Genomic DNA, 16,505 nt, shown 5'->3' with positions numbered 1-16,505 from the left:
AATCTCGGCTCATAGCCGCCAGGAGGGATTGCGCCGTTCAAAGAAGGCCGACACGCCCTCCCGTGCTTCGTCCGTTTCCCAGCTATCGGCAAGCTGTTCTATCGTCGCGGCGATGACGGCGTCGGTGATGGGAAGACCCAGCGACCGCGCAAGCCGCTTCGCCCGCCCGGCGGCGCCCGGAGCCGCGACGAGATAGGCCGTCACCGCGGCATCGACGGCCCCGTCCAGCATGGTGCCGTCGACGACCGTCGTCACGAAACCGGCGACCTTCGCCTCCTCCGCACCGAAGATCCGCGCCGACATGAACAGCGGCCGCGCCCGCGCCTCGCCTGTCCGGGCAACGACATAGGGGCTGATCGTCGCCGGGATCAGCCCGAGGCGCGTCTCGGTCAGGCCGAATTGGGCGCCGGAAGCGGCGATCACCGTGTCGCAGACGCTGATCAGCCCGACGCCGCCGCCGAAGGCGTTCCCATGCACGCGCGCAATCAGCGGCTTCGGCAGATCGTTCAGCGCCTTCAACATCATCGCAAGCCGCGTCGCCTCGGCGATCCGCGTCGGCCGGTCGGCGGAAAACTGCTGACGCATCCATTCGAGATCGCCGCCGGCACAGAAACTCTTGCCTTCGGCGTCGAGAATGACTGCCCTGATCGATGTGTCAGTTGCGAGCCGGCCTGCGACGGCCGTCAATTCGCCGATCATGGTTGCAGAAAGCGCATTGTGCTTTGCTGAGCGGGCAAGCGTCACCCGGGCGACGCCGCGCTGGTCGATGGCACAGCGGATCGTATCGAAGGTCATGCTGCGCTCCTCAGCGATAGTGCAAAAGCAGCGGCGCGCTCAAGTTTGTTCGAGTCGAGGCCGGTGGCAAAACCCCGCGCATCGAGAAAGGCGTTCACCGCAAGCGTATCGACATTGCCGGCCGCTCCCGGCGCATAGGGACAACCGCCGAGCCCGCCGGCCGAAGCGTCGAAAACCCGGATACCGCGCTCCAGTGCTACCGCGATATTCTCCAGCGCCAGGCCGGACGTGTCGTGGAAATGCCCGGCGAGTTTCTTGACATCGATCTCGCGGAGCGCCGCTGTCAGCATGGCATCGACCGCTTCCGGCGTGCCGCGCCCGATCGTGTCGCCGAGACTGATTTCGTAGCAGCCGAGGTCGGCAAGCAGCCGCGCGACGCGGGCGGTCTGCGCCGGCGCGATCGCGCCCTCATAGGGACATTCGACGACACAGCTCACATAGCCGCGCAGGGGAATGCCTTGGCGCCGGCTTGCTTCGGCGACCGGCCGAAAACGCTCGATGCTTTCGACGATCGAGCAGTTGATGTTCTTCTCGGAGAAGCTTTCCGACGCCGAGGCAAAGATCGCGACCTCGTCGGCGCCAGCCGCAAGCGCCGCCTCGAAGCCGCGCATATTGGGCGTCAATGCCGCGTAACGCGTGCCCGGACGCCGGACGATGTCAGCCATGACAGCCGGCGCATCGGCCAATTGCGGTACCCAGCGCGGACTGACGAAGCTCGTGACTTCGATGCGCTCGTAACCGCAGTCGGACAGCAGATCGATGAGCCTGACCTTGTCCTCGGTGGCGACGAGCCGCGACTCGTTTTGAAGACCGTCGCGCGGCGCCACCTCGACAATCGTGACGCGCTCCTTTGCCGGCGACGTCATTGCGCAGCCTCCTCCGTCAGCGTCACGAGCAGCGTGCCCTCGCTGACCTGAGCGCCTTCCGCCACATGCACATTGGCGATCGTGCCCTCGCGTGAGGCCGAGAGCGTCAGTTCCATCTTCATCGCCTCCATCACGACGAGTGCCTGTCCCTTTGTCACCGCGTCGCCGGCGCCGACCCGCACCAGCTTCACGAGACCCGGCATCGGCGCGACCAACTCGTCGTCGGCAATTTCGCTGCTCTGCCCGCCGGTCAATCCGTCCGGCAGCTGGAACACCAGGTTGCGCCCGCCATGGAAGAGCGTCAACGCCTCGCGATCCCGCGAGAAACGGATCAGGCGCTTCTGTCCGGCCACCTCGAGCCGGGCACCACCCTCGAAGCGGTCGAGCACCAGGACGGGCAGCGTGCTCGCGCCGGCACGCACGGCGAACTGGTCGCGGCCGCGCGAAGCCAAGGTCACGGTTACGCGGTCGTCCGCATGCTCGATCACCACCATGCGGTGCGCGTCGCCCCAGATTTGCCAGGAGCCGAGCGACGACCATGGATCGCTCGACTTGTTCGGATCGAGCGCGCCGGTCGATATGATCGCCGCCAGCGCCAGCGCCTCGTCGCCGGGTGCGACCGGCGCGGTCAGGCGCTCGATCTCGCGGTCGATCAGCCCCGTATCCGGATGGCCGGAGCGGAAGTCGTGCTCTTCCGTCAGGCGGATGAGAAAATCGCGGTTGGTAACGGTGCCGCCGATGCGGCATTCCTTGAGAGCGTCCTGCAAACGGCCGAGCGCCGCCGAACGGTTCTGGCCATGCACGATCACCTTGGCAATCAGCGGATCGTAATAGGGCGTGATCGTATCCCCCTGCCGGACGCCGGAATCGATCCGCGCAGTATCCTCGGGAAAGCTCAATTGCGTCAGCCGGCCGGTCGCCGGCAGGAAGCCCCGGGCCGGATCCTCCGCATAGAGGCGCGCCTCGAAGGCCCAGCCGTTCATGGAAATATCGGCCTGCTTCTTCGGCAGCGGCTCGCCGCTGGCGACCCGCAACTGCCATTCCACGAGATCGATGCCGGTGATCGCTTCCGTGACCGGATGCTCCACCTGCAGCCGCGTGTTCATCTCCATGAAATAGAAGTGATCCGGCCAGAGACCGTTGGTCACATCGGCGATGAATTCCACCGTGCCGGCGCCGACATAGCCGATCGCCTGGGCGGCTCTGACCGCCGCATCGCCCATCGCACGGCGGACCTCGGCCGTCATGCCGGGCGCCGGCGCCTCCTCTATCACTTTCTGATGTCGCCGTTGCAGCGAGCAGTCGCGCTCGAAGAGGTGAACGATATTGCCGTGCCGGTCGCCGAAGACCTGCATCTCGATGTGACGCGGCTTCGTCAGATAGCGCTCGATAAGCACCGAACCGTCGCCGAAGGCGGATTCGGCCTCCCGTCGTGCGGCCTCCAGCGCCGGGCCGAAATCCTCCTGCCGCTCGACCCGGCGCATGCCTCTGCCGCCGCCGCCCGCCCGCGCCTTGATCAGCACCGGATATCCGATCTCCCGTGCCCTCTCGGCAAGAAAGGATGCATCCTGCTCATCGCCGTGGTAGCCGGGCACGACCGGTACTCCGGATCGTTCCATGAGCGCCTTGGCCGCGTCCTTGAGACCCATGGCGCGGATCGCGGCCGGCGGCGGCCCGACGAATATCATGCCTGCTTCTTCGACAGCCTCGGCGAAATCGGCGTTCTCCGAGAGAAAACCATAGCCCGGATGAATGGCTTGTGCGCCGACGCTTCTTGCCGCTTGAACGATGGGCGCAATCGCCAGATAGCTTTCGGCGGCGGGCGCTCCCCCGATCCGGATCGCTTCGTCGGCGAGCGCCACATGCAGCGCGTCTCCGTCTGCGTCGGAATAGACGGCGACGGTGCGAATGCCGAGCCGTCGCGCGGTGCGGATGATGCGGCAGGCAATCTCACCGCGATTGGCAATCAGGAGCTTCGAAAACATGCGCCTCTTTTCCGGTGCTATTGCGCCGCTACCACTTCGACTTCCATGAGCCAGGCCGAATCGAAAATGCCGGTGATCACCACCGTTATCGCCGGCGCCAGCGAGCCGAGATAGTCGTTGCGGATTTCACGGTTTGCCACGACATGCTGCCTGTCGGCGAGATAGGTCGTGACCTTGACGATGTCGGTCTTGGACATGCCGGCCGCCTTGAGCTGCGCATCGACGTTCAGCCAGACCTGGCGCGCCTGCGCTTCGAAACCTTCCGGCACGACGTCGTCCGACGTCACCGGAATTTGGCCGCTGACGAAAAGCATCCGCCGGAAATCCTCGACGCTGACAGCCTGCGAATAACCGCCGCGCGGCTGCGGTGCATTCAGGGCATTGATGTTGTCGCGTTTCATCTCGGGACCTCTCGTCACATTCTGAACAGTCCGAAGCGCGTCTCCTCGATCGGCGCGTTCAAAGCCGCCGACAGAGACAGCGCCAGCACGTCGCGGCTCTTGCGCGGATCGATCACGCCGTCATCCCAAAGCCTTGCCGATGCATAGAGCGGATGGCTCTGCCGTTCGAACAGATCGAGCACCGGCTGGCGAAAGCGTGCCTCCTCCTCTTCGCTCCACGGTTTCCCCGACCGCCTCAAGGCTTCGCCGCGCACCGAGGAGAGGACGCCTGCCGCCTGTTCGCCGCCCATGACCGAAATGCGGCTGTTCGGCCACGTCCAGAGAAACCGCGGCGAGAAGGCGCGCCCGCACATCCCGTAATTGCCTGCCCCGAACGAGCCGCCGACCAGCATGGTGATCTTCGGCACCTTCACAGTGGCCACTGCGGTCACCAGCTTGGCGCCGTGCTTGGCAATTCCCTCCGTCTCGTATTTGCGGCCGACCATGAAGCCGGTGATGTTTTGCAGAAAGACCAGCGGAATCCTGCGCTGGGCGCAAAGCTCCACGAAATGGGCTCCCTTGACGGCCGATTCCGAGAAGAGCACGCCATTATTGGCGACGATGCCGACGGGAATTCCGTGGAAATGGGCGAAACCGCAAACGAGCGTGGTGCCGAAGCGCGCCTTGAACTCGTCGAAACGGGAACCGTCGACAAGCCGGGCGACCACCTCGCGGATCTCGTAGGGTGTCTTGAGGTCGGCGGGGACGATGCCGGCGATCTCCTCCGGATCGTAGAGTGGCGGCTCCGGCTCGATGCGCTCGACCGGCCACGGCTTCTCACGGTTCAAGGCCGAAACGGCCCGGCGCGCCAAGGCCAGCGCATGCGCATCGTCGCGCGCAAGGTGATCGGCAACGCCCGAAAGACGCGTGTGGACGTCGGCGCCGCCAAGGTCTTCGGCCGAGACTACCTCGCCGGTCGCCGCGCGAACGAGCGGCGGCCCTGCGAGAAAGATGGTGCCCTGCTTTTCGACGATGATCGCTTCGTCGGACATGGCCGGCACATAGGCGCCGCCCGCCGTGCAGGATCCCATGACCACCGCGATCTGGGGGATGCCGGCCGCCGACATGTTGGCCTGATTGTAGAAGATGCGGCCGAAATGGTCCCGGTCCGGAAAGACCTCGTCCTGGTTCGGCAGGTTCGCGCCGCCGGAGTCGACAAGATAGACGCAGGGGAGCCGGTTCTCCGCCGCGATCTCCTGCGCGCGCAAATGCTTCTTGACCGTCAGCGGATAATAGGTGCCGCCTTTGACCGTCGGATCGTTGCAGACGATCATGCACTCGCGGCCGGAAATCCGGCCGATGCCGGTGATCAGGCCCGCGCCCGGCGCATCGTCGTTGTACATTCCATGGGCGGCGGTCGCTCCGACCTCCAGAAAAGGCGTGCCCGGATCGATGAGAGTAGCGAGCCGATCCCGCGGCAGGAGCTTGCCGCGGCTGACGTGGCGCTCGCGCGCCGTCTCGCCGCCACCGGCTGCGGCCAGGCGCACCGCGTCCTCGACCGTCGCGATGGCCTCCGTCATGGCCGCGCGGTTCGCCTTGAACTCCTCCGAGGACGGCGAAATATGCGAACGCAATACTGTCATGCTCCCCCCAAGCGTTACCTATTCGGCCTATTTCGTTTCGGCGAAGAGCTCCCGTCCGATCAGCATGCGACGGATCTCGCTCGTGCCCGCACCGATCTCATACAGCTTGGCGTCGCGCAGCAGCCGGCCTGCCGGATAATCGTTGGTGTAGCCATTGCCGCCCAGCGCCTGTATCGCCTCCAGCGCCATGGCCGTCGCCTTTTCCGCCGCATAGAGAATACAGCCGGCCGCGTCCTTGCGCGCAGTCTCACCACGGTCGCATGCGGCCGCCACGGCATAGACATAGGCCCGCGCGGCATTCGTCGTCACATACATGTCGGCAAGCTTTCCCTGCATCAACTGGAACTCGCCGATCGGTTGCCCGAACTGCTTGCGCTCATGGAGATAGGGGACGACGACATCGAGGCAAGCGGCCATGATCCCGAGCGGTCCGGCAGAAAGCACGACCCGCTCGTAATCGAGGCCGGACATCAGCACCTTGACGCCCTCGCCCACGCCGCCGAGCACGTTTTCCTCCGGCACCTCGCAATCCGTGAAGATGAGTTCCGACGTGTTCGATCCGCGCATGCCGAGCTTGTCGAGCTTCTGGCCGGCCGAAAAGCCGGGGAATGCCTTTTCCACCAGGAAAGCGGTGATGCCGCGCGGTCCGGCTGCCGGATCGGTCTTGGCGTAGACGACCAGGACATCGGCGTCAGGGCCGTTGGTGATCCACATTTTGCTGCCGTTCAGGACGTAACGGTCGCCGCGCTTGTCGGCCCTGAGTTTCATCGAAACGACATCGGAGCCGGCGCCGGGCTCGGACATGGCAAGCGCCCCGACATGCTCGCCTGAAATGAGCTTCGGCAGATATCTGCTCTTCTGTGCCGGTTTGCCGTTGCGGTTGATCTGATTGACGCAGAGATTGGAGTGGGCGCCGTAGCTCAGGCCCACCGAAGCCGAGGCGCGGCTGATCTCTTCCATCGCCACGCAATGGGCGAGATAGCCGAGTCCCGCACCGCCATGAGCCTCGTCGGCGGTAACGCCGAGCAGGCCGATCTCCCCCATCTCCCGCCAGAGCGACATCGGAAAGGCGTTTTTGCGATCCACATCGTCCGCAAGCGGCGCGATTCGCTCCACTGCGAAGCGGCGCACGCTCTCGCGCAGCGCATCGATCTCCTCGCCAAGCGCGAAGTTCAATCCAGCTTCAAACATTTCCATCTCCTCCCGACGCCCGCTCCACGATCTCCCCATCGCCGAGCAGAAGTGAGCCGCTGCGATGTGTCGCCGCACGTCCACCTCGCGAACGATAACATCGCCGCCGGCTAATTTCCTTCCAAAGAGCCGGCGTGCCAAGCACGATCTGCAAAGACCGCGGCGGGCATTGCGAAACGCAACCTTAAAGACGGGCGAGGCCTGCAAGCGCCTCGCGGACGATCTCCGCCAGCGGTTGGGCGACGTCTACGGCGACCGTCCTCACCTCCCCTGTCGGATCCTCGAGCGTCGCAAGCTGCGTCTGCAGCAAAGAGGACGGCATGAAATGCCCTGTGCGGTGGTGCATCCGCTCCGCAAGCACGGACTCGCTGCCGTGGAGGAAGACGAAGGCCAGGCCACCGGGTGTACTTTCGCGAAGCTTGTCCCTGTAGCTGCGCTTGAGGGCGGAGCAGGAAACGACAACGGGCTCCCGGCTCGCCAGCTGCTCTCCGATCGCAGCGAGCCACGGCCAGCGGTCGTCGTCGGTGAGCGGAATCCCCTCGGACATTTTCCTGATGTTTTCCGGAGGATGGAGCGCGTCGCCTTCGATGAAGGGATATCCGCAAGCTTGGGAGATCGCCTCCCCCACCGACGATTTGCCGCTGCCGGAGACGCCCATGACGACAATCGAGCCGGCAAAGCGCCGTGGCGGGGTTGCTTCTGATTTGTACTCAACACTCATGTCGCAGGCTTCCACTCATTACTGATGTTCCCTTAAATCCTATCCGATTCGACGACAACGTTTCGGTTATGAATGCTGCGACTTGCCCCTGGTGCGGCAAGTTCTCTGCCGACCGGCGTTTCGAACCCGACAATCATTGGAAACTTGCGTTTTGCCACAGAAAGCGACGCGTGCTGATTGCATCGCGGCGTTCATTCAAGCAAACTTATATGCCATAAGCTGAATCGAACTCGCGAGGAGACTACCAGATGAACAAGAAGGATCCTAACCCGATCGATGCCTTTGTCGGCTCGCGTGTTCGCATGCGCAGGCTGATGATAGGTCTGAGCCAGGAAAAGCTCGCCGACGGGCTCGGCATCACCTTTCAGCAAGTCCAGAAATATGAAAAAGGCACCAACCGCATCGGCGCCAGCCGGTTGCAGGCGATCGCCGACATACTCGGTGTTCATCCGAGCTTTTTCTTCCAGCAGGACGAGGGCAGCGCCCAAACGGGCAAGCCCGCTGCAGATGTTCACGAATCCCAGGAGATTTCATCCTTCGTCGCCTCGAAGGAGGGTATCGCACTCAACCGGGCCTTCCTGAAGATCACCGACCCGGTGCTTCGCAAGAAGATCATCTCTCTCGTCGCGGCGATGGCGCAGACGCCCGAGTCGGATCAGACCCCCGCCCAATCCGGAACCCGCCACGCGGAATCCCTCCATGGCTGAAGATCGCCATGAACATGGCTGTCCATGAAGACGATTGGCGGCGGACAGACTGCCTCCGCCGTTTTCAAATCCACTGAGGCGGAATGAAAGTCGTATTCGTTGGCCCGACCGTTCCGGATGCTGTGCGGTTGGCCGGCGACACGCTCACGATCCGCCCGCCTGCCAGGCAGGGCGATGTTCTCCGGGCGGTGCGCGACGGCGCTGCGGCCATCGGCCTGATCGACGGCAACTTCGAACATGTCGCCCCCGTTTGGCACAAGGAAATTCTCTTCGCCCTTTCCGAGGGCGTGGCCGTCTTCGGCGCAGCGAGCATGGGTGCTCTGCGCGCGGCCGAATGCGCCGATTTCGGAATGGCCGGCATCGGCGAGATCTTTCGCCAATATGCAAGCGGCGAGGCCGAAGACGATTCCGACGTAGCACTGCTCCACGCTCCCGAGGAACTCGGCTACGCGCCCCTGACCATTCCCCTCGTCAATGTCAGGGCAACCCTCCGCCGACTCCTGGAACTGCAATCGTTGTCCGTCGAAGATGCCGCTGACGTCGAGGAAGCCGCCTCCTCCATGTTCTACAAGGAACGGAGCTGGGGTGCGATCGCTGCGCGCGCCCGGCTGGTAACGAACGGCGATGCACTGATCGGGAAGCTGCGGGCGGGCTATGTGGATCAGAAGCGGGCCGACGGCCTCGAGCTTCTGGAAACGCTGCGCAGCCACACAGGCGAACGACAGCACGCGCAATGCCAATGGACGTTTCATGCGACCAGCCTCTGGGCGAGAGCGCTTGACCCGTTGCCGACTTCGACAAATAAGCCTGCCTGAATTTACGCCAGACCGACGGTCATTAGCCTATTATTTAGGCACCACAGTATATCGCAAAATATTTGGGCATATCCATATTGCGGAAATTGCTGCATCGCATCATGATACGGCATGACCCATCGCGACCTCACCATTCTTGTGATTGACGAGAACGCCATCCGCGCCTCGATCATCGAGGAAGGATTGCGCGAAGCAGGACACGGCAAAGTCACCGTGATCCATGAGGTTCATGGCGTCGCCCGGGTCATCGAGACGCTCCGCCCGGACGTGATCGTCATAGACATCGAAAACCCCAACCGGGACATGATGGAACATCTTTTCCAGCTGACCCGCACGGTCGGTCGCCCGATCGCGATGTTCGTGGACCGCTCCGACACGGCCTCTATCGAAGCGGCCGTCGAGGCAGGCGTCTCGGCCTATATCGTCGACGGATTGAAGAAGGAGCGCGTCAAGCCGATCCTCGACATGGCCGTCAGCCGCTTCAAGGCGTTCAGCCGGCTTCAGCGCGAACTGGCGGAAGCCAAATCCGCACTCGAAGAGCGCAAGCTCGTCGAGCGCGCCAAAGGCATCCTCATGAAAATGCGCAGTCTTTCCGAAGAGGAAGCCTTCGCGCTGCTGCGTCAGACGGCGATGAACGAGAAGAAAAAGATTTCGGAGATCGCGCAAAGCGTCGTGACCGCCGCCGGATTGCTGATCCGGTGACCGGCCGCTCTTCTGCTGCGGCACCTCGGGAGACACCGGAGTGAACATATTGACGAACAAAAGTGAACTCACCGGCAAGAAGCTCGCCGCCGGCGGTGCCAGGCCGGCGCCAGGTCGCATCCGCCACGAGGGATCGCGCACCGTCCGCGCAGGATTCATCCCCCTCGTGGACGCGGCCGTGCTGATCGCCGCCGCCGAATTCGGCTTTGCACAGCGCGAAGGCATCACCCTCGAACTCGTCAAGGACGTCTCCTGGGCGAATGTACGTGACAGGCTTGCCTTTCGACAGTTCGACGTGGTCCACATGCTTTCACCCATGCCGGTTGCCGCCATGCTCGGCCTCGGCTCCAATCCGTCGCCGACGATAGCGCCCTTTTCCCTGGGGCGCGGCGGCAACGCAATCACGCTGTCGACGCGGCTCTACGGCCTTATGCAGGAGGCAGAAGGGCTCGGCGCAGGCGAAGATGCATTGAAGAATGCCAAGGCCCTGGCGGCGGTCATCCGCAGCGCGCAGGCAGCCGGCAAGCCGCCGCTGACGCTCGGCGTCACCTACCCCTTCTCGTCCCATAACTACGAGTTCCGCTACTGGCTCGCGGCCGGCGGCATCGATCCCGACCGCGACGTCAAGCTGATCGTGGTGCCGCCGCCAATGACCTCCGACGCGCTGGCCGCGGGCGCCATCGACGGCTTTTGCGTCGGGGCGCCCTGGAACATGGTCGCATCCGAACGCGGCGTCGGCCGCATCGTCGCGACCAAGCAGGACATCTGGCCCTCCGCACCGGAAAAGGTCATCGGTATGCGTCCCGAATGGGCGGAAGCCAACAGGGACACGGTCTCGCGCCTGATCGTCGCGCTCGACCGCGCCGCCCGCTGGTCGGACGAGCCGGGCAATCGCGGCCGCCTTGCGGAAGTGCTGGCAGAGGAACGTCACGTGGCAGCACCGGCCGACATCATCCGCCGGGTGCTTGCGGGCGAATTCGCAGTCGACCCGGAAAGAAACCGCCGCGTCGTCGAGAACTATCTCGTCTTCCACGCAGACTTTGCCAACTTCCCGCGTCCCAGCCAGGCGCTCTGGACCTACAGTCAAATGGTGCGCTGGGGACAGACATCCTTGTCGAGGCAGGGAATTGGCGCGGCCATCTCCGCCTATCGTCCGGACCTCTATCGCGAGGCGCTGGGCAAGGGTGCCTTGCCGGCCGACGCGGACGGCAGGCTCGAAGGAGCAACCGACGGCGATCGTTTCATGGACGGCCACGTCTTCGATCCGGGCAGGATCGACGACTATATCAGGTCCTTTACCGTCGGGGGCAATGGCGGGGTGCAGCACCCGGGCGATGATATCTGAGCTAGACTAAGGCCTGTTGAGATGACGGCTGCTGCGAGATGGATAATGGCGTCGAAGCTCTGGTCGGTTTTGTCGGCACGCAGGGCGATGCGCTTGAGTCATTGAGTACCGAGCGTGCGCGTCTCATGAGACGCGCGGCGCTGCAGGAGGCGTATCGGAGGACTGCAATCTCTCCTTTTACCTCGTCCCTGTGCTCGTTACAGGGATGAGAGCAGCGCCGCGTCTGCGGCGCGGGAGGCGTTCTTTCAGCCCAAGGACCTGGTCTGGCTGGATTCCTGTGACGAGCACAGGAATGAGGAAATCGACAAACGGCCGCGGGTGGCACACCTCGAGAATTTCTGTGGCGTCGCAGTAAATCTCGCCTCCCTTCGGTCGTGACCTCGGGCTCCTTCGTCAATCCCCGGGCGGTCGCCATCCTCGTGTCTGGCCCGGGCTTGGCCCGAGAATCCACATGCGAGCCTGACAAAGACAGAGCGCTCACATCAGCCTTCAAACGTGTAGTCCTCGATCGATTGCTGCTTCATTTCGATCGAGAAACCAGGCCGCTCGGGCGGCATGTAAGCGGCGTTACGGATCACGCACGGATCCAGGAAATGTTCGTGCAGGTGGTCGACATATTCGATCACCCGACCGTCCTTCGTGCCGGAAACGGCAACGTAATCGATCATGGAAAGGTGCTGCACATATTCGCAGAGGCCGACGCCGCCGGCGTGCGGCCAGACGGGCAGTCCGTATTTGGTGGCGATCAGCAGCACCGCCAGTACCTCGTTCAGGCCACCCATGCGGCAGGAATCGATCTGCACGATGTCGATCGCGCCCTCGGCGATGAACTGCTTGAACATGATGCGGTTCTGGCACATCTCGCCGGTCGCGACCTTGACCGGGCCGATCGCCTCGCGGATCTTACGGTGTCCGGCGACGTCGTCCGGGCTCGTCGGCTCCTCGATGAAGAAGGGCTTGGCAAAGGCGAGCTTTTGCACCCATTCGATTGCCTCGCCCACTTCCCAGACCTGGTTCGCATCGATCATCAGGTACCTGTCGGGGCCGATCACTTCGCGGGCAATCCTCAGCCGGCGGATGTCGTCGTCGAGGTCACGCCCGACCTTCATCTTGATGTGGTCGAAACCTGCGTCGACCGCCTCCTGCGCAAGCCGCCGGAGCTTTTCGTCGTCATAGCCGAGCCAGCCTGCAGAAGTGGTGTAGCAGGGGTAGCCCTCCTTTTCGAGCCTGGCGATCCGCTCGGCTTTGCCGGGCTCGGCCCGCCGCAGGATCTCGACCGCCTCGTCGCGGGTGAGAACATCCGTCAAGTAGCGGTAATCGACGATATCGGCGATCTCTTCCGCCGACATGTCGGCGACGAGACGCCACACCGGTTTGCCGGCATCCTTTGCGAGGAGATCCCAGACGGCGTTGACGATGGCCCCGGTCGCAAGATGGATCGCGCCCTTTTCCGGGCCGATCCAGCGCAGCTGGCTGTCGCTCGTCAGGTGACGCCAGAAGTGGCCGGGATGTTTCAAAATGCCGCCGATGTCCTGGCCCACCACGAGATGCCGCATGGCCTGGATCGCCATGCAGCATATGTCGTTGCCGCGCCCTATGGTGAAGGTGAGGCCGTGACCCGCCAGCCCCGGCCGATCCGTGTCGAGGATGACGTAAGCCGCCGAATAGTCCGGATCCGGGTTCATGGCGTCCGAACCGTCGAGGCTCGCCGAGGTCGGGAAGCGAAGGTCGAAGACGCGAAGGTCGGTAACGCGGGTCATGTTTGCTCCAATACCTACAGCGCCGCGCGCCTTTTCGGACGCGCGGAGAACACTGCGGCACTTTGATGCTGCCTGTTCGTGTCCTTCAGTCGAATTGACCGAAGGAAACATGCGAGTAGCTCAGGTGTCGGCGCGAACGCGCTGCTTCTGACTGCCGAGGCCCTCTATGCCGAGTTCGACGATGTCGCCGGCCTTCAGATAGCGCGGCGGCTTCATGCCCATGCCGACGCCCGGCGGCGTGCCCGTCGAGATGATATCACCGGGGCGCAGCGACATGAACTGCGAGAGATAAGAGACGAGATAGGCGGCGCCGTAGACCATCGTCTTGGTCGAGCCGTCCTGCATCGTCTCGCCGTTGACCTTCAGCCACATTGCGAGATCCTGCGGATCCGCCACCTCGTCCTTGGTGACGAGCCACGGTCCGGTCGGCCCGAAAGTGTCGCAGGACTTGCCCTTCGTCCACTGACCGTGCCGTTCCGTCTGGAAAGCGCGTTCGGAGACATCGTGGACCGTGCAGTAGCCGGCGACGTAGTCGAGCGCCTCGGCTTCGCTCACATATTTCGCCGTCTTTCCGATGACGATGCCGAGTTCCACTTCCCAGTCGGTCTTCTCCGAACCCCGCGGCAGGATCAGATCGTCGTTCGGCCCGACGATGGCGGAAGTCGCCTTCATGAAGATGATCGGCTCCGGCGGCACGGTCGCGCCCGTCTCGGCAGCATGATCGGAATAGTTGAGGCCGATGCAGATGAACTTGCCCGTACCTGCGACGCAGGGACCAAGCCTCGGATTGCCGGACACGGCAGGCAGCGCCGCGACATCGAGCTTCGCGAGTTCGTCAAGCTTGCCGGGGTCGAGCGCGCCTGCGGCGAGATCGGGAACGTGGCCGGAAATATCGCGGATGATGCCGTCGGAACCGAGAAGACCCGGCTTTTCCTGGCCCGGTTCGCCATAACGAAGAAATTTCATGTGCTTTTTCCCTGATGAAGCGTTCAAATGGTCCAGCCGCCGTCGATGGCGTAGGCCTGGCCGGAGGTGTAGGTGGCGCCGGCGAGATAGACGGCGAGGTCGGCGATCTCTTCGGGCGTGCCGAGGCGGCCCATCGGCTGGCGGGAGATAAAGGCCGCGCGCGCCGTTTCGTAGTCTCCCTGTGCCCGCATGCGGCTTTCGAGCGACGGGCTTTCGACCGTTCCCGGGCAGATCGCATTGCAGCGAATGCCGTCGCCCACATAGTCCGCCGCAACGGCTTTCGTCAGTCCGATGACGGCTGCCTTGGTCACCCCATAGGCGAAGCGGTTCGGCACGCCTTTGATGCTGGAGGCCACCGAGGCCATATTGACGATCGACCCGTCCTTGCGGGCGATCATGCCGGGCAGCACCGCGCGGATGGTGCGGATCATCGACTTGACGTTGAGGTCGAAGGCGAAATCGAGGTCCTCGTCCTTCATCGTCAGCACCGAGCCTGCATGCACGAAACCGGCGCAATTGAAGAGCACGTCCACCGCCCCGATTTCTGCGACCAGCGCTTCGACCGCAGCGGTGTCGAGGACGTCCAGCCGGTGGGTGCTGATGCCCGCCTCGCCTTCGAGGCTGCCGACGGCGTCCGCATTGATATCGGTCGCATGGACCTTGGCGCCGGCCTTGGCGAAGGCAAGTGCGGTTGCGCGTCCTATGCCCTGCGCCGCAGCTGTGACGAGGACGACCTTTCCGGCAAGGTTCGCTGTCATTGGATGGTTCCCTCAAGTTTGCGTTCGACGATCAGAATGTGATCCGCGGCAAGAACGACCTCGCCGCGCTGGTTGATGACCTCGCACCGCTCGATGACCCGGCCGGCCCTCGGTCGCTTCGGATCGTCTTCCTTGGCGGCGATGGTGACGCGGGTGCGGATCGTATCGCCGATATGGACAGGGCGGACGAATCGCAGACGGTCGTAACCGTAAGAGAAGGCGACCGGGTTGATCAAGGAGGCGGTGAGCCCGACTCCGATTGAGAAGATCATCGTGCCGTGGGCAATGCGCTGACCGCCGGGCAGCGTTTTGGCGAACTCCGCATCCATGTGGTGCGGGAAGAAATCACCCGTATGCCCGGCATGGACGACGAAGTCCGTTTCCGTGATCGTGCGTCCGCTCGTCAGCCGCACATGGCCCTGTTCGTAGTCCTCGTAGTAGATCGTCTGCTCGCTCATTTCACTTTTCCGATGGAAGCGCTGCGATCGGCGTTGCCGGGCGCGCGCTCGATTGATAGGCGGCCTCCACCAGGGCCATCGTCCGCCATGCGTCCTCGACCGACCCGATGAGTTCATCGTCCTCGCCGCAGGCATGGCGTTGCAGATTGGCCATCCGGTTGGCGAAGGCGTCGGGGAACCACGAACCTTCAAGCGGCACCGAAATCCATTCGCTCTCCCCCGAGGGACGAATCCACAGCTCGTCCGGCTCACCGCGCGGATAGTCGAGATTGACGCCGAGCTTGACATAGGCGGCACCCCTCGTCCCGCAGATGCGGAATTCGCAGGCCTGGAACCTCCGCCCGAAATCGTGGTCGTGATTGACGGAAAGCACGCAGCGCACGGCATCGCCATAATCGAGGATCGCGGCGGTGCGGGTTTGAGCCACCTCGTGGTTCGGATGGCCGATGGTCTTGGCGTGAACACCCTGGGGATCGCCTAGGAGACTGCGCACGAGGTCCAGGTAGTGGATGGAATGCATCGCGATCTCGATGCGCGGCAGTCCCTTCAGGAACGGCCAGAGCCCCCAGGGCGTCGCAAGCGCCAGCCAGGCGTCGAAATCGACGACCTCGCCGAGATAGCCCCTGGCGATCGCGTCCTTGAGCGCGAGCATCATCGGCGCGAAGCGGAGCTGAAAGTTCACCGCCGCCCTGATGTTCCGCTCACGGCAGATTTCGAGAATTCCGGTCGCCGCCGCAAGATCGCTGCCCATCGGCTTCTGTATCAGCGCAAAGGAGCCCTTCGGCAGTTTCGAGAGAATCGAGGCATGCGCGGCCGGCGGCGTCGCGAGATCGAAGATCGCGTTCTCCGCCGAAAGAGCCTCCCCTTCGCTCGTAAACGCCCTGACATCCCATTGCCGCGCGAGCGCCGCCGCCTTCTCCGCATCCGGATCGAAGATGCCGGCCACCGGGAAGCCTGCGTTCCTGTAGGCCGGAAGATGGGCGTCGCCGACGATGCTGCCCGCACCGAAGATGACGATGGGGCGTGGCGTAGCCGGCTTCGGCCACCATTGCCGCAGCGACGAGGGATCGAACGTCTCAGTCATGGTGGAAGACTTCCTCCATCATAGCCCACCACTCGCCTTGCCGGCGGCCTTCGAGAGGCTTCTGACAGGGCATGCACACCGACCACCATTCCTGGTTTTTCGGATGTGCCGCCATCTTCGCCATGTCGGCTTCGAAGTCCTCCCCGACATATTCCCAGTAGCCGAAGAGAAGGTTTTCCGGCTCCTTCAGGAAGATCGAGTAATTGGTGATGTTGCACTCGCTGATCAGCGCGAGAATTTCCGGCCAGACGGCCGCATGCAGCCGTTTGTATTCCGCCACTTTCGGCGGTTCGAGCCCGATCACCATTCCCATTCTCTGCATGACCGTT

Annotated in this window: 17 protein-coding genes; 4 read left to right on the top strand and 13 right to left on the bottom strand. The window is 63.6% G+C overall.

What is annotated here, in order from left to right; genetic code table 11:
• Positions 1–9: 9 nt before the first annotated feature.
• From CN933_RS21690 to CN933_RS21655, 7 genes are all read right to left on the bottom strand, one after another.
• Complete coding sequence (locus CN933_RS21690) at positions 10–795, bottom strand: crotonase/enoyl-CoA hydratase family protein (protein ID WP_102762320.1); 786 nt, start codon at positions 793–795, stop codon at positions 10–12.
• Positions 792–1,661, bottom strand: coding sequence for a hydroxymethylglutaryl-CoA lyase (locus CN933_RS21685; RefSeq protein WP_102762319.1), 870 nt, complete (start codon positions 1,659–1,661; stop codon positions 792–794). The genes CN933_RS21690 and CN933_RS21685 overlap by 4 nt, the downstream gene beginning before the upstream one ends.
• A complete protein-coding gene (locus CN933_RS21680; protein WP_102762318.1) occupies positions 1,658–3,646 on the bottom strand; it encodes an acetyl/propionyl/methylcrotonyl-CoA carboxylase subunit alpha in 1,989 nt (662 codons plus the stop codon). The genes CN933_RS21685 and CN933_RS21680 overlap by 4 nt, the downstream gene beginning before the upstream one ends.
• Before the next feature lie 17 nt (positions 3,647–3,663).
• Complete coding sequence (locus CN933_RS21675; RefSeq protein WP_018097161.1) at positions 3,664–4,047, bottom strand: RidA family protein; 384 nt, start codon at positions 4,045–4,047, stop codon at positions 3,664–3,666.
• A gap of 14 nt (positions 4,048–4,061) precedes the next feature.
• Positions 4,062–5,669: a carboxyl transferase domain-containing protein gene (locus CN933_RS21670; RefSeq protein WP_102762317.1), complete on the bottom strand. Its 1,608-nt coding sequence runs from the start codon at positions 5,667–5,669 to the stop codon at positions 4,062–4,064.
• A gap of 27 nt (positions 5,670–5,696) precedes the next feature.
• Complete coding sequence (locus tag CN933_RS21665) at positions 5,697–6,860, bottom strand: isovaleryl-CoA dehydrogenase (protein WP_102762316.1); 1,164 nt, start codon at positions 6,858–6,860, stop codon at positions 5,697–5,699.
• 184 nt (positions 6,861–7,044) lie between these two features.
• Complete coding sequence (locus CN933_RS21655) at positions 7,045–7,581, bottom strand: gluconokinase (RefSeq protein WP_102762315.1); 537 nt, start codon at positions 7,579–7,581, stop codon at positions 7,045–7,047.
• Positions 7,582–7,829: 248 nt separating this feature from the next.
• On the opposite strand from CN933_RS21655, the gene CN933_RS21650 reads away from it, so the two are divergent.
• The 4 genes from CN933_RS21650 to CN933_RS21635 all read left to right on the top strand — a co-directional run bounded on the left by CN933_RS21650 (position 7,830) and on the right by CN933_RS21635 (position 11,150).
• On the top strand, positions 7,830–8,288 hold the full coding sequence (locus CN933_RS21650; protein ID WP_018097165.1) for a helix-turn-helix domain-containing protein: 459 nt from the start codon (positions 7,830–7,832) through the stop codon (positions 8,286–8,288).
• Between the two features lie 83 nt (positions 8,289–8,371).
• Positions 8,372–9,103, top strand: coding sequence for a TfuA-like protein (locus CN933_RS21645; protein ID WP_018097166.1), 732 nt, complete (start codon positions 8,372–8,374; stop codon positions 9,101–9,103).
• A 111-nt stretch (positions 9,104–9,214) separates the two neighbouring features.
• Positions 9,215–9,805 (top strand): ANTAR domain-containing response regulator, encoded by a 591-nt coding sequence (locus tag CN933_RS21640; protein ID WP_100670625.1) that lies wholly within the window; start codon positions 9,215–9,217, stop codon positions 9,803–9,805.
• Positions 9,806–9,845: 40 nt separating this feature from the next.
• Entirely contained in the window at positions 9,846–11,150 is a 1,305-nt protein-coding gene (locus tag CN933_RS21635; RefSeq protein WP_102762314.1) for a CmpA/NrtA family ABC transporter substrate-binding protein, read from the top strand.
• Between the two features lie 482 nt (positions 11,151–11,632).
• Here the strand turns inward: CN933_RS21635 and CN933_RS21625 are convergent, their stop codons facing one another.
• The 6 genes from CN933_RS21625 to CN933_RS21600 all read right to left on the bottom strand — a co-directional run bounded on the left by CN933_RS21625 (position 11,633) and on the right by CN933_RS21600 (position 16,498).
• Positions 11,633–12,910, bottom strand: a complete 1,278-nt coding sequence (locus tag CN933_RS21625) for an L-fuconate dehydratase (protein WP_102762313.1) — start codon at positions 12,908–12,910, stop codon at positions 11,633–11,635.
• A gap of 120 nt (positions 12,911–13,030) precedes the next feature.
• Positions 13,031–13,876 (bottom strand): fumarylacetoacetate hydrolase family protein, encoded by an 846-nt coding sequence (locus CN933_RS21620; RefSeq protein ID WP_018097170.1) that lies wholly within the window; start codon positions 13,874–13,876, stop codon positions 13,031–13,033.
• Positions 13,877–13,899: 23 nt separating this feature from the next.
• Positions 13,900–14,634, bottom strand: a complete 735-nt coding sequence (locus CN933_RS21615; protein ID WP_003534628.1) for an SDR family oxidoreductase — start codon at positions 14,632–14,634, stop codon at positions 13,900–13,902.
• Positions 14,631–15,092, bottom strand: a complete 462-nt coding sequence (locus tag CN933_RS21610) for a MaoC/PaaZ C-terminal domain-containing protein (RefSeq protein WP_102762312.1) — start codon at positions 15,090–15,092, stop codon at positions 14,631–14,633. The genes CN933_RS21615 and CN933_RS21610 overlap by 4 nt, the downstream gene beginning before the upstream one ends.
• A 1-nt stretch (position 15,093) precedes the next feature.
• Positions 15,094–16,176, bottom strand: coding sequence for a Gfo/Idh/MocA family protein (locus CN933_RS21605; protein WP_102762311.1), 1,083 nt, complete (start codon positions 16,174–16,176; stop codon positions 15,094–15,096).
• Positions 16,169–16,498, bottom strand: a complete 330-nt coding sequence (locus CN933_RS21600) for an L-rhamnose mutarotase (RefSeq protein ID WP_102762310.1) — start codon at positions 16,496–16,498, stop codon at positions 16,169–16,171. Before CN933_RS21600 ends, CN933_RS21605 begins: the two co-directional genes overlap by 8 nt.
• Positions 16,499–16,505 lie beyond the last annotated feature (7 nt).

It is taken from the genome of Sinorhizobium sp. M4_45 (genome assembly GCF_002885915.1).
Classification (GTDB): domain Bacteria; phylum Pseudomonadota; class Alphaproteobacteria; order Rhizobiales; family Rhizobiaceae; genus Sinorhizobium; species Sinorhizobium meliloti_A.
This window is presented reverse-complemented; position numbering and strand designations above follow the sequence as displayed.

Excerpts from the sequence above, each read along its gene's own strand:
- CN933_RS21620 (WP_018097170.1), bottom strand. The coding sequence starts at position 13,876 with ATGAAATTTCTTCGTTATGGCGAACCGGGCCAGGAAAAGCCGGGTCTT.
- CN933_RS21690 (WP_102762320.1), bottom strand. The coding sequence starts at position 795 with ATGACCTTCGATACGATCCGCTGTGCCATCGACCAGCGCGGCGTCGCC.
- CN933_RS21615 (WP_003534628.1), bottom strand. The coding sequence starts at position 14,634 with ATGACAGCGAACCTTGCCGGAAAGGTCGTCCTCGTCACAGCTGCGGCG.
- CN933_RS21655 (WP_102762315.1), bottom strand. The coding sequence starts at position 7,581 with ATGAGTGTTGAGTACAAATCAGAAGCAACCCCGCCACGGCGCTTTGCC.
- CN933_RS21600 (WP_102762310.1), bottom strand. The coding sequence starts at position 16,498 with ATGCAGAGAATGGGAATGGTGATCGGGCTCGAACCGCCGAAAGTGGCG.
- CN933_RS21650 (WP_018097165.1), top strand. The coding sequence starts at position 7,830 with ATGAACAAGAAGGATCCTAACCCGATCGATGCCTTTGTCGGCTCGCGT.
- CN933_RS21605 (WP_102762311.1), bottom strand. The coding sequence starts at position 16,176 with ATGACTGAGACGTTCGATCCCTCGTCGCTGCGGCAATGGTGGCCGAAG.
- CN933_RS21680 (WP_102762318.1), bottom strand. The coding sequence starts at position 3,646 with ATGTTTTCGAAGCTCCTGATTGCCAATCGCGGTGAGATTGCCTGCCGC.
- CN933_RS21670 (WP_102762317.1), bottom strand. The coding sequence starts at position 5,669 with ATGACAGTATTGCGTTCGCATATTTCGCCGTCCTCGGAGGAGTTCAAG.
- CN933_RS21665 (WP_102762316.1), bottom strand. The coding sequence starts at position 6,860 with ATGTTTGAAGCTGGATTGAACTTCGCGCTTGGCGAGGAGATCGATGCG.
- CN933_RS21685 (WP_102762319.1), bottom strand. The coding sequence starts at position 1,661 with ATGACGTCGCCGGCAAAGGAGCGCGTCACGATTGTCGAGGTGGCGCCG.
- CN933_RS21625 (WP_102762313.1), bottom strand. The coding sequence starts at position 12,910 with ATGACCCGCGTTACCGACCTTCGCGTCTTCGACCTTCGCTTCCCGACC.
- CN933_RS21610 (WP_102762312.1), bottom strand. The coding sequence starts at position 15,092 with ATGAGCGAGCAGACGATCTACTACGAGGACTACGAACAGGGCCATGTG.
- CN933_RS21640 (WP_100670625.1), top strand. The coding sequence starts at position 9,215 with ATGACCCATCGCGACCTCACCATTCTTGTGATTGACGAGAACGCCATC.
- CN933_RS21645 (WP_018097166.1), top strand. The coding sequence starts at position 8,372 with ATGAAAGTCGTATTCGTTGGCCCGACCGTTCCGGATGCTGTGCGGTTG.
- CN933_RS21675 (WP_018097161.1), bottom strand. The coding sequence starts at position 4,047 with ATGAAACGCGACAACATCAATGCCCTGAATGCACCGCAGCCGCGCGGC.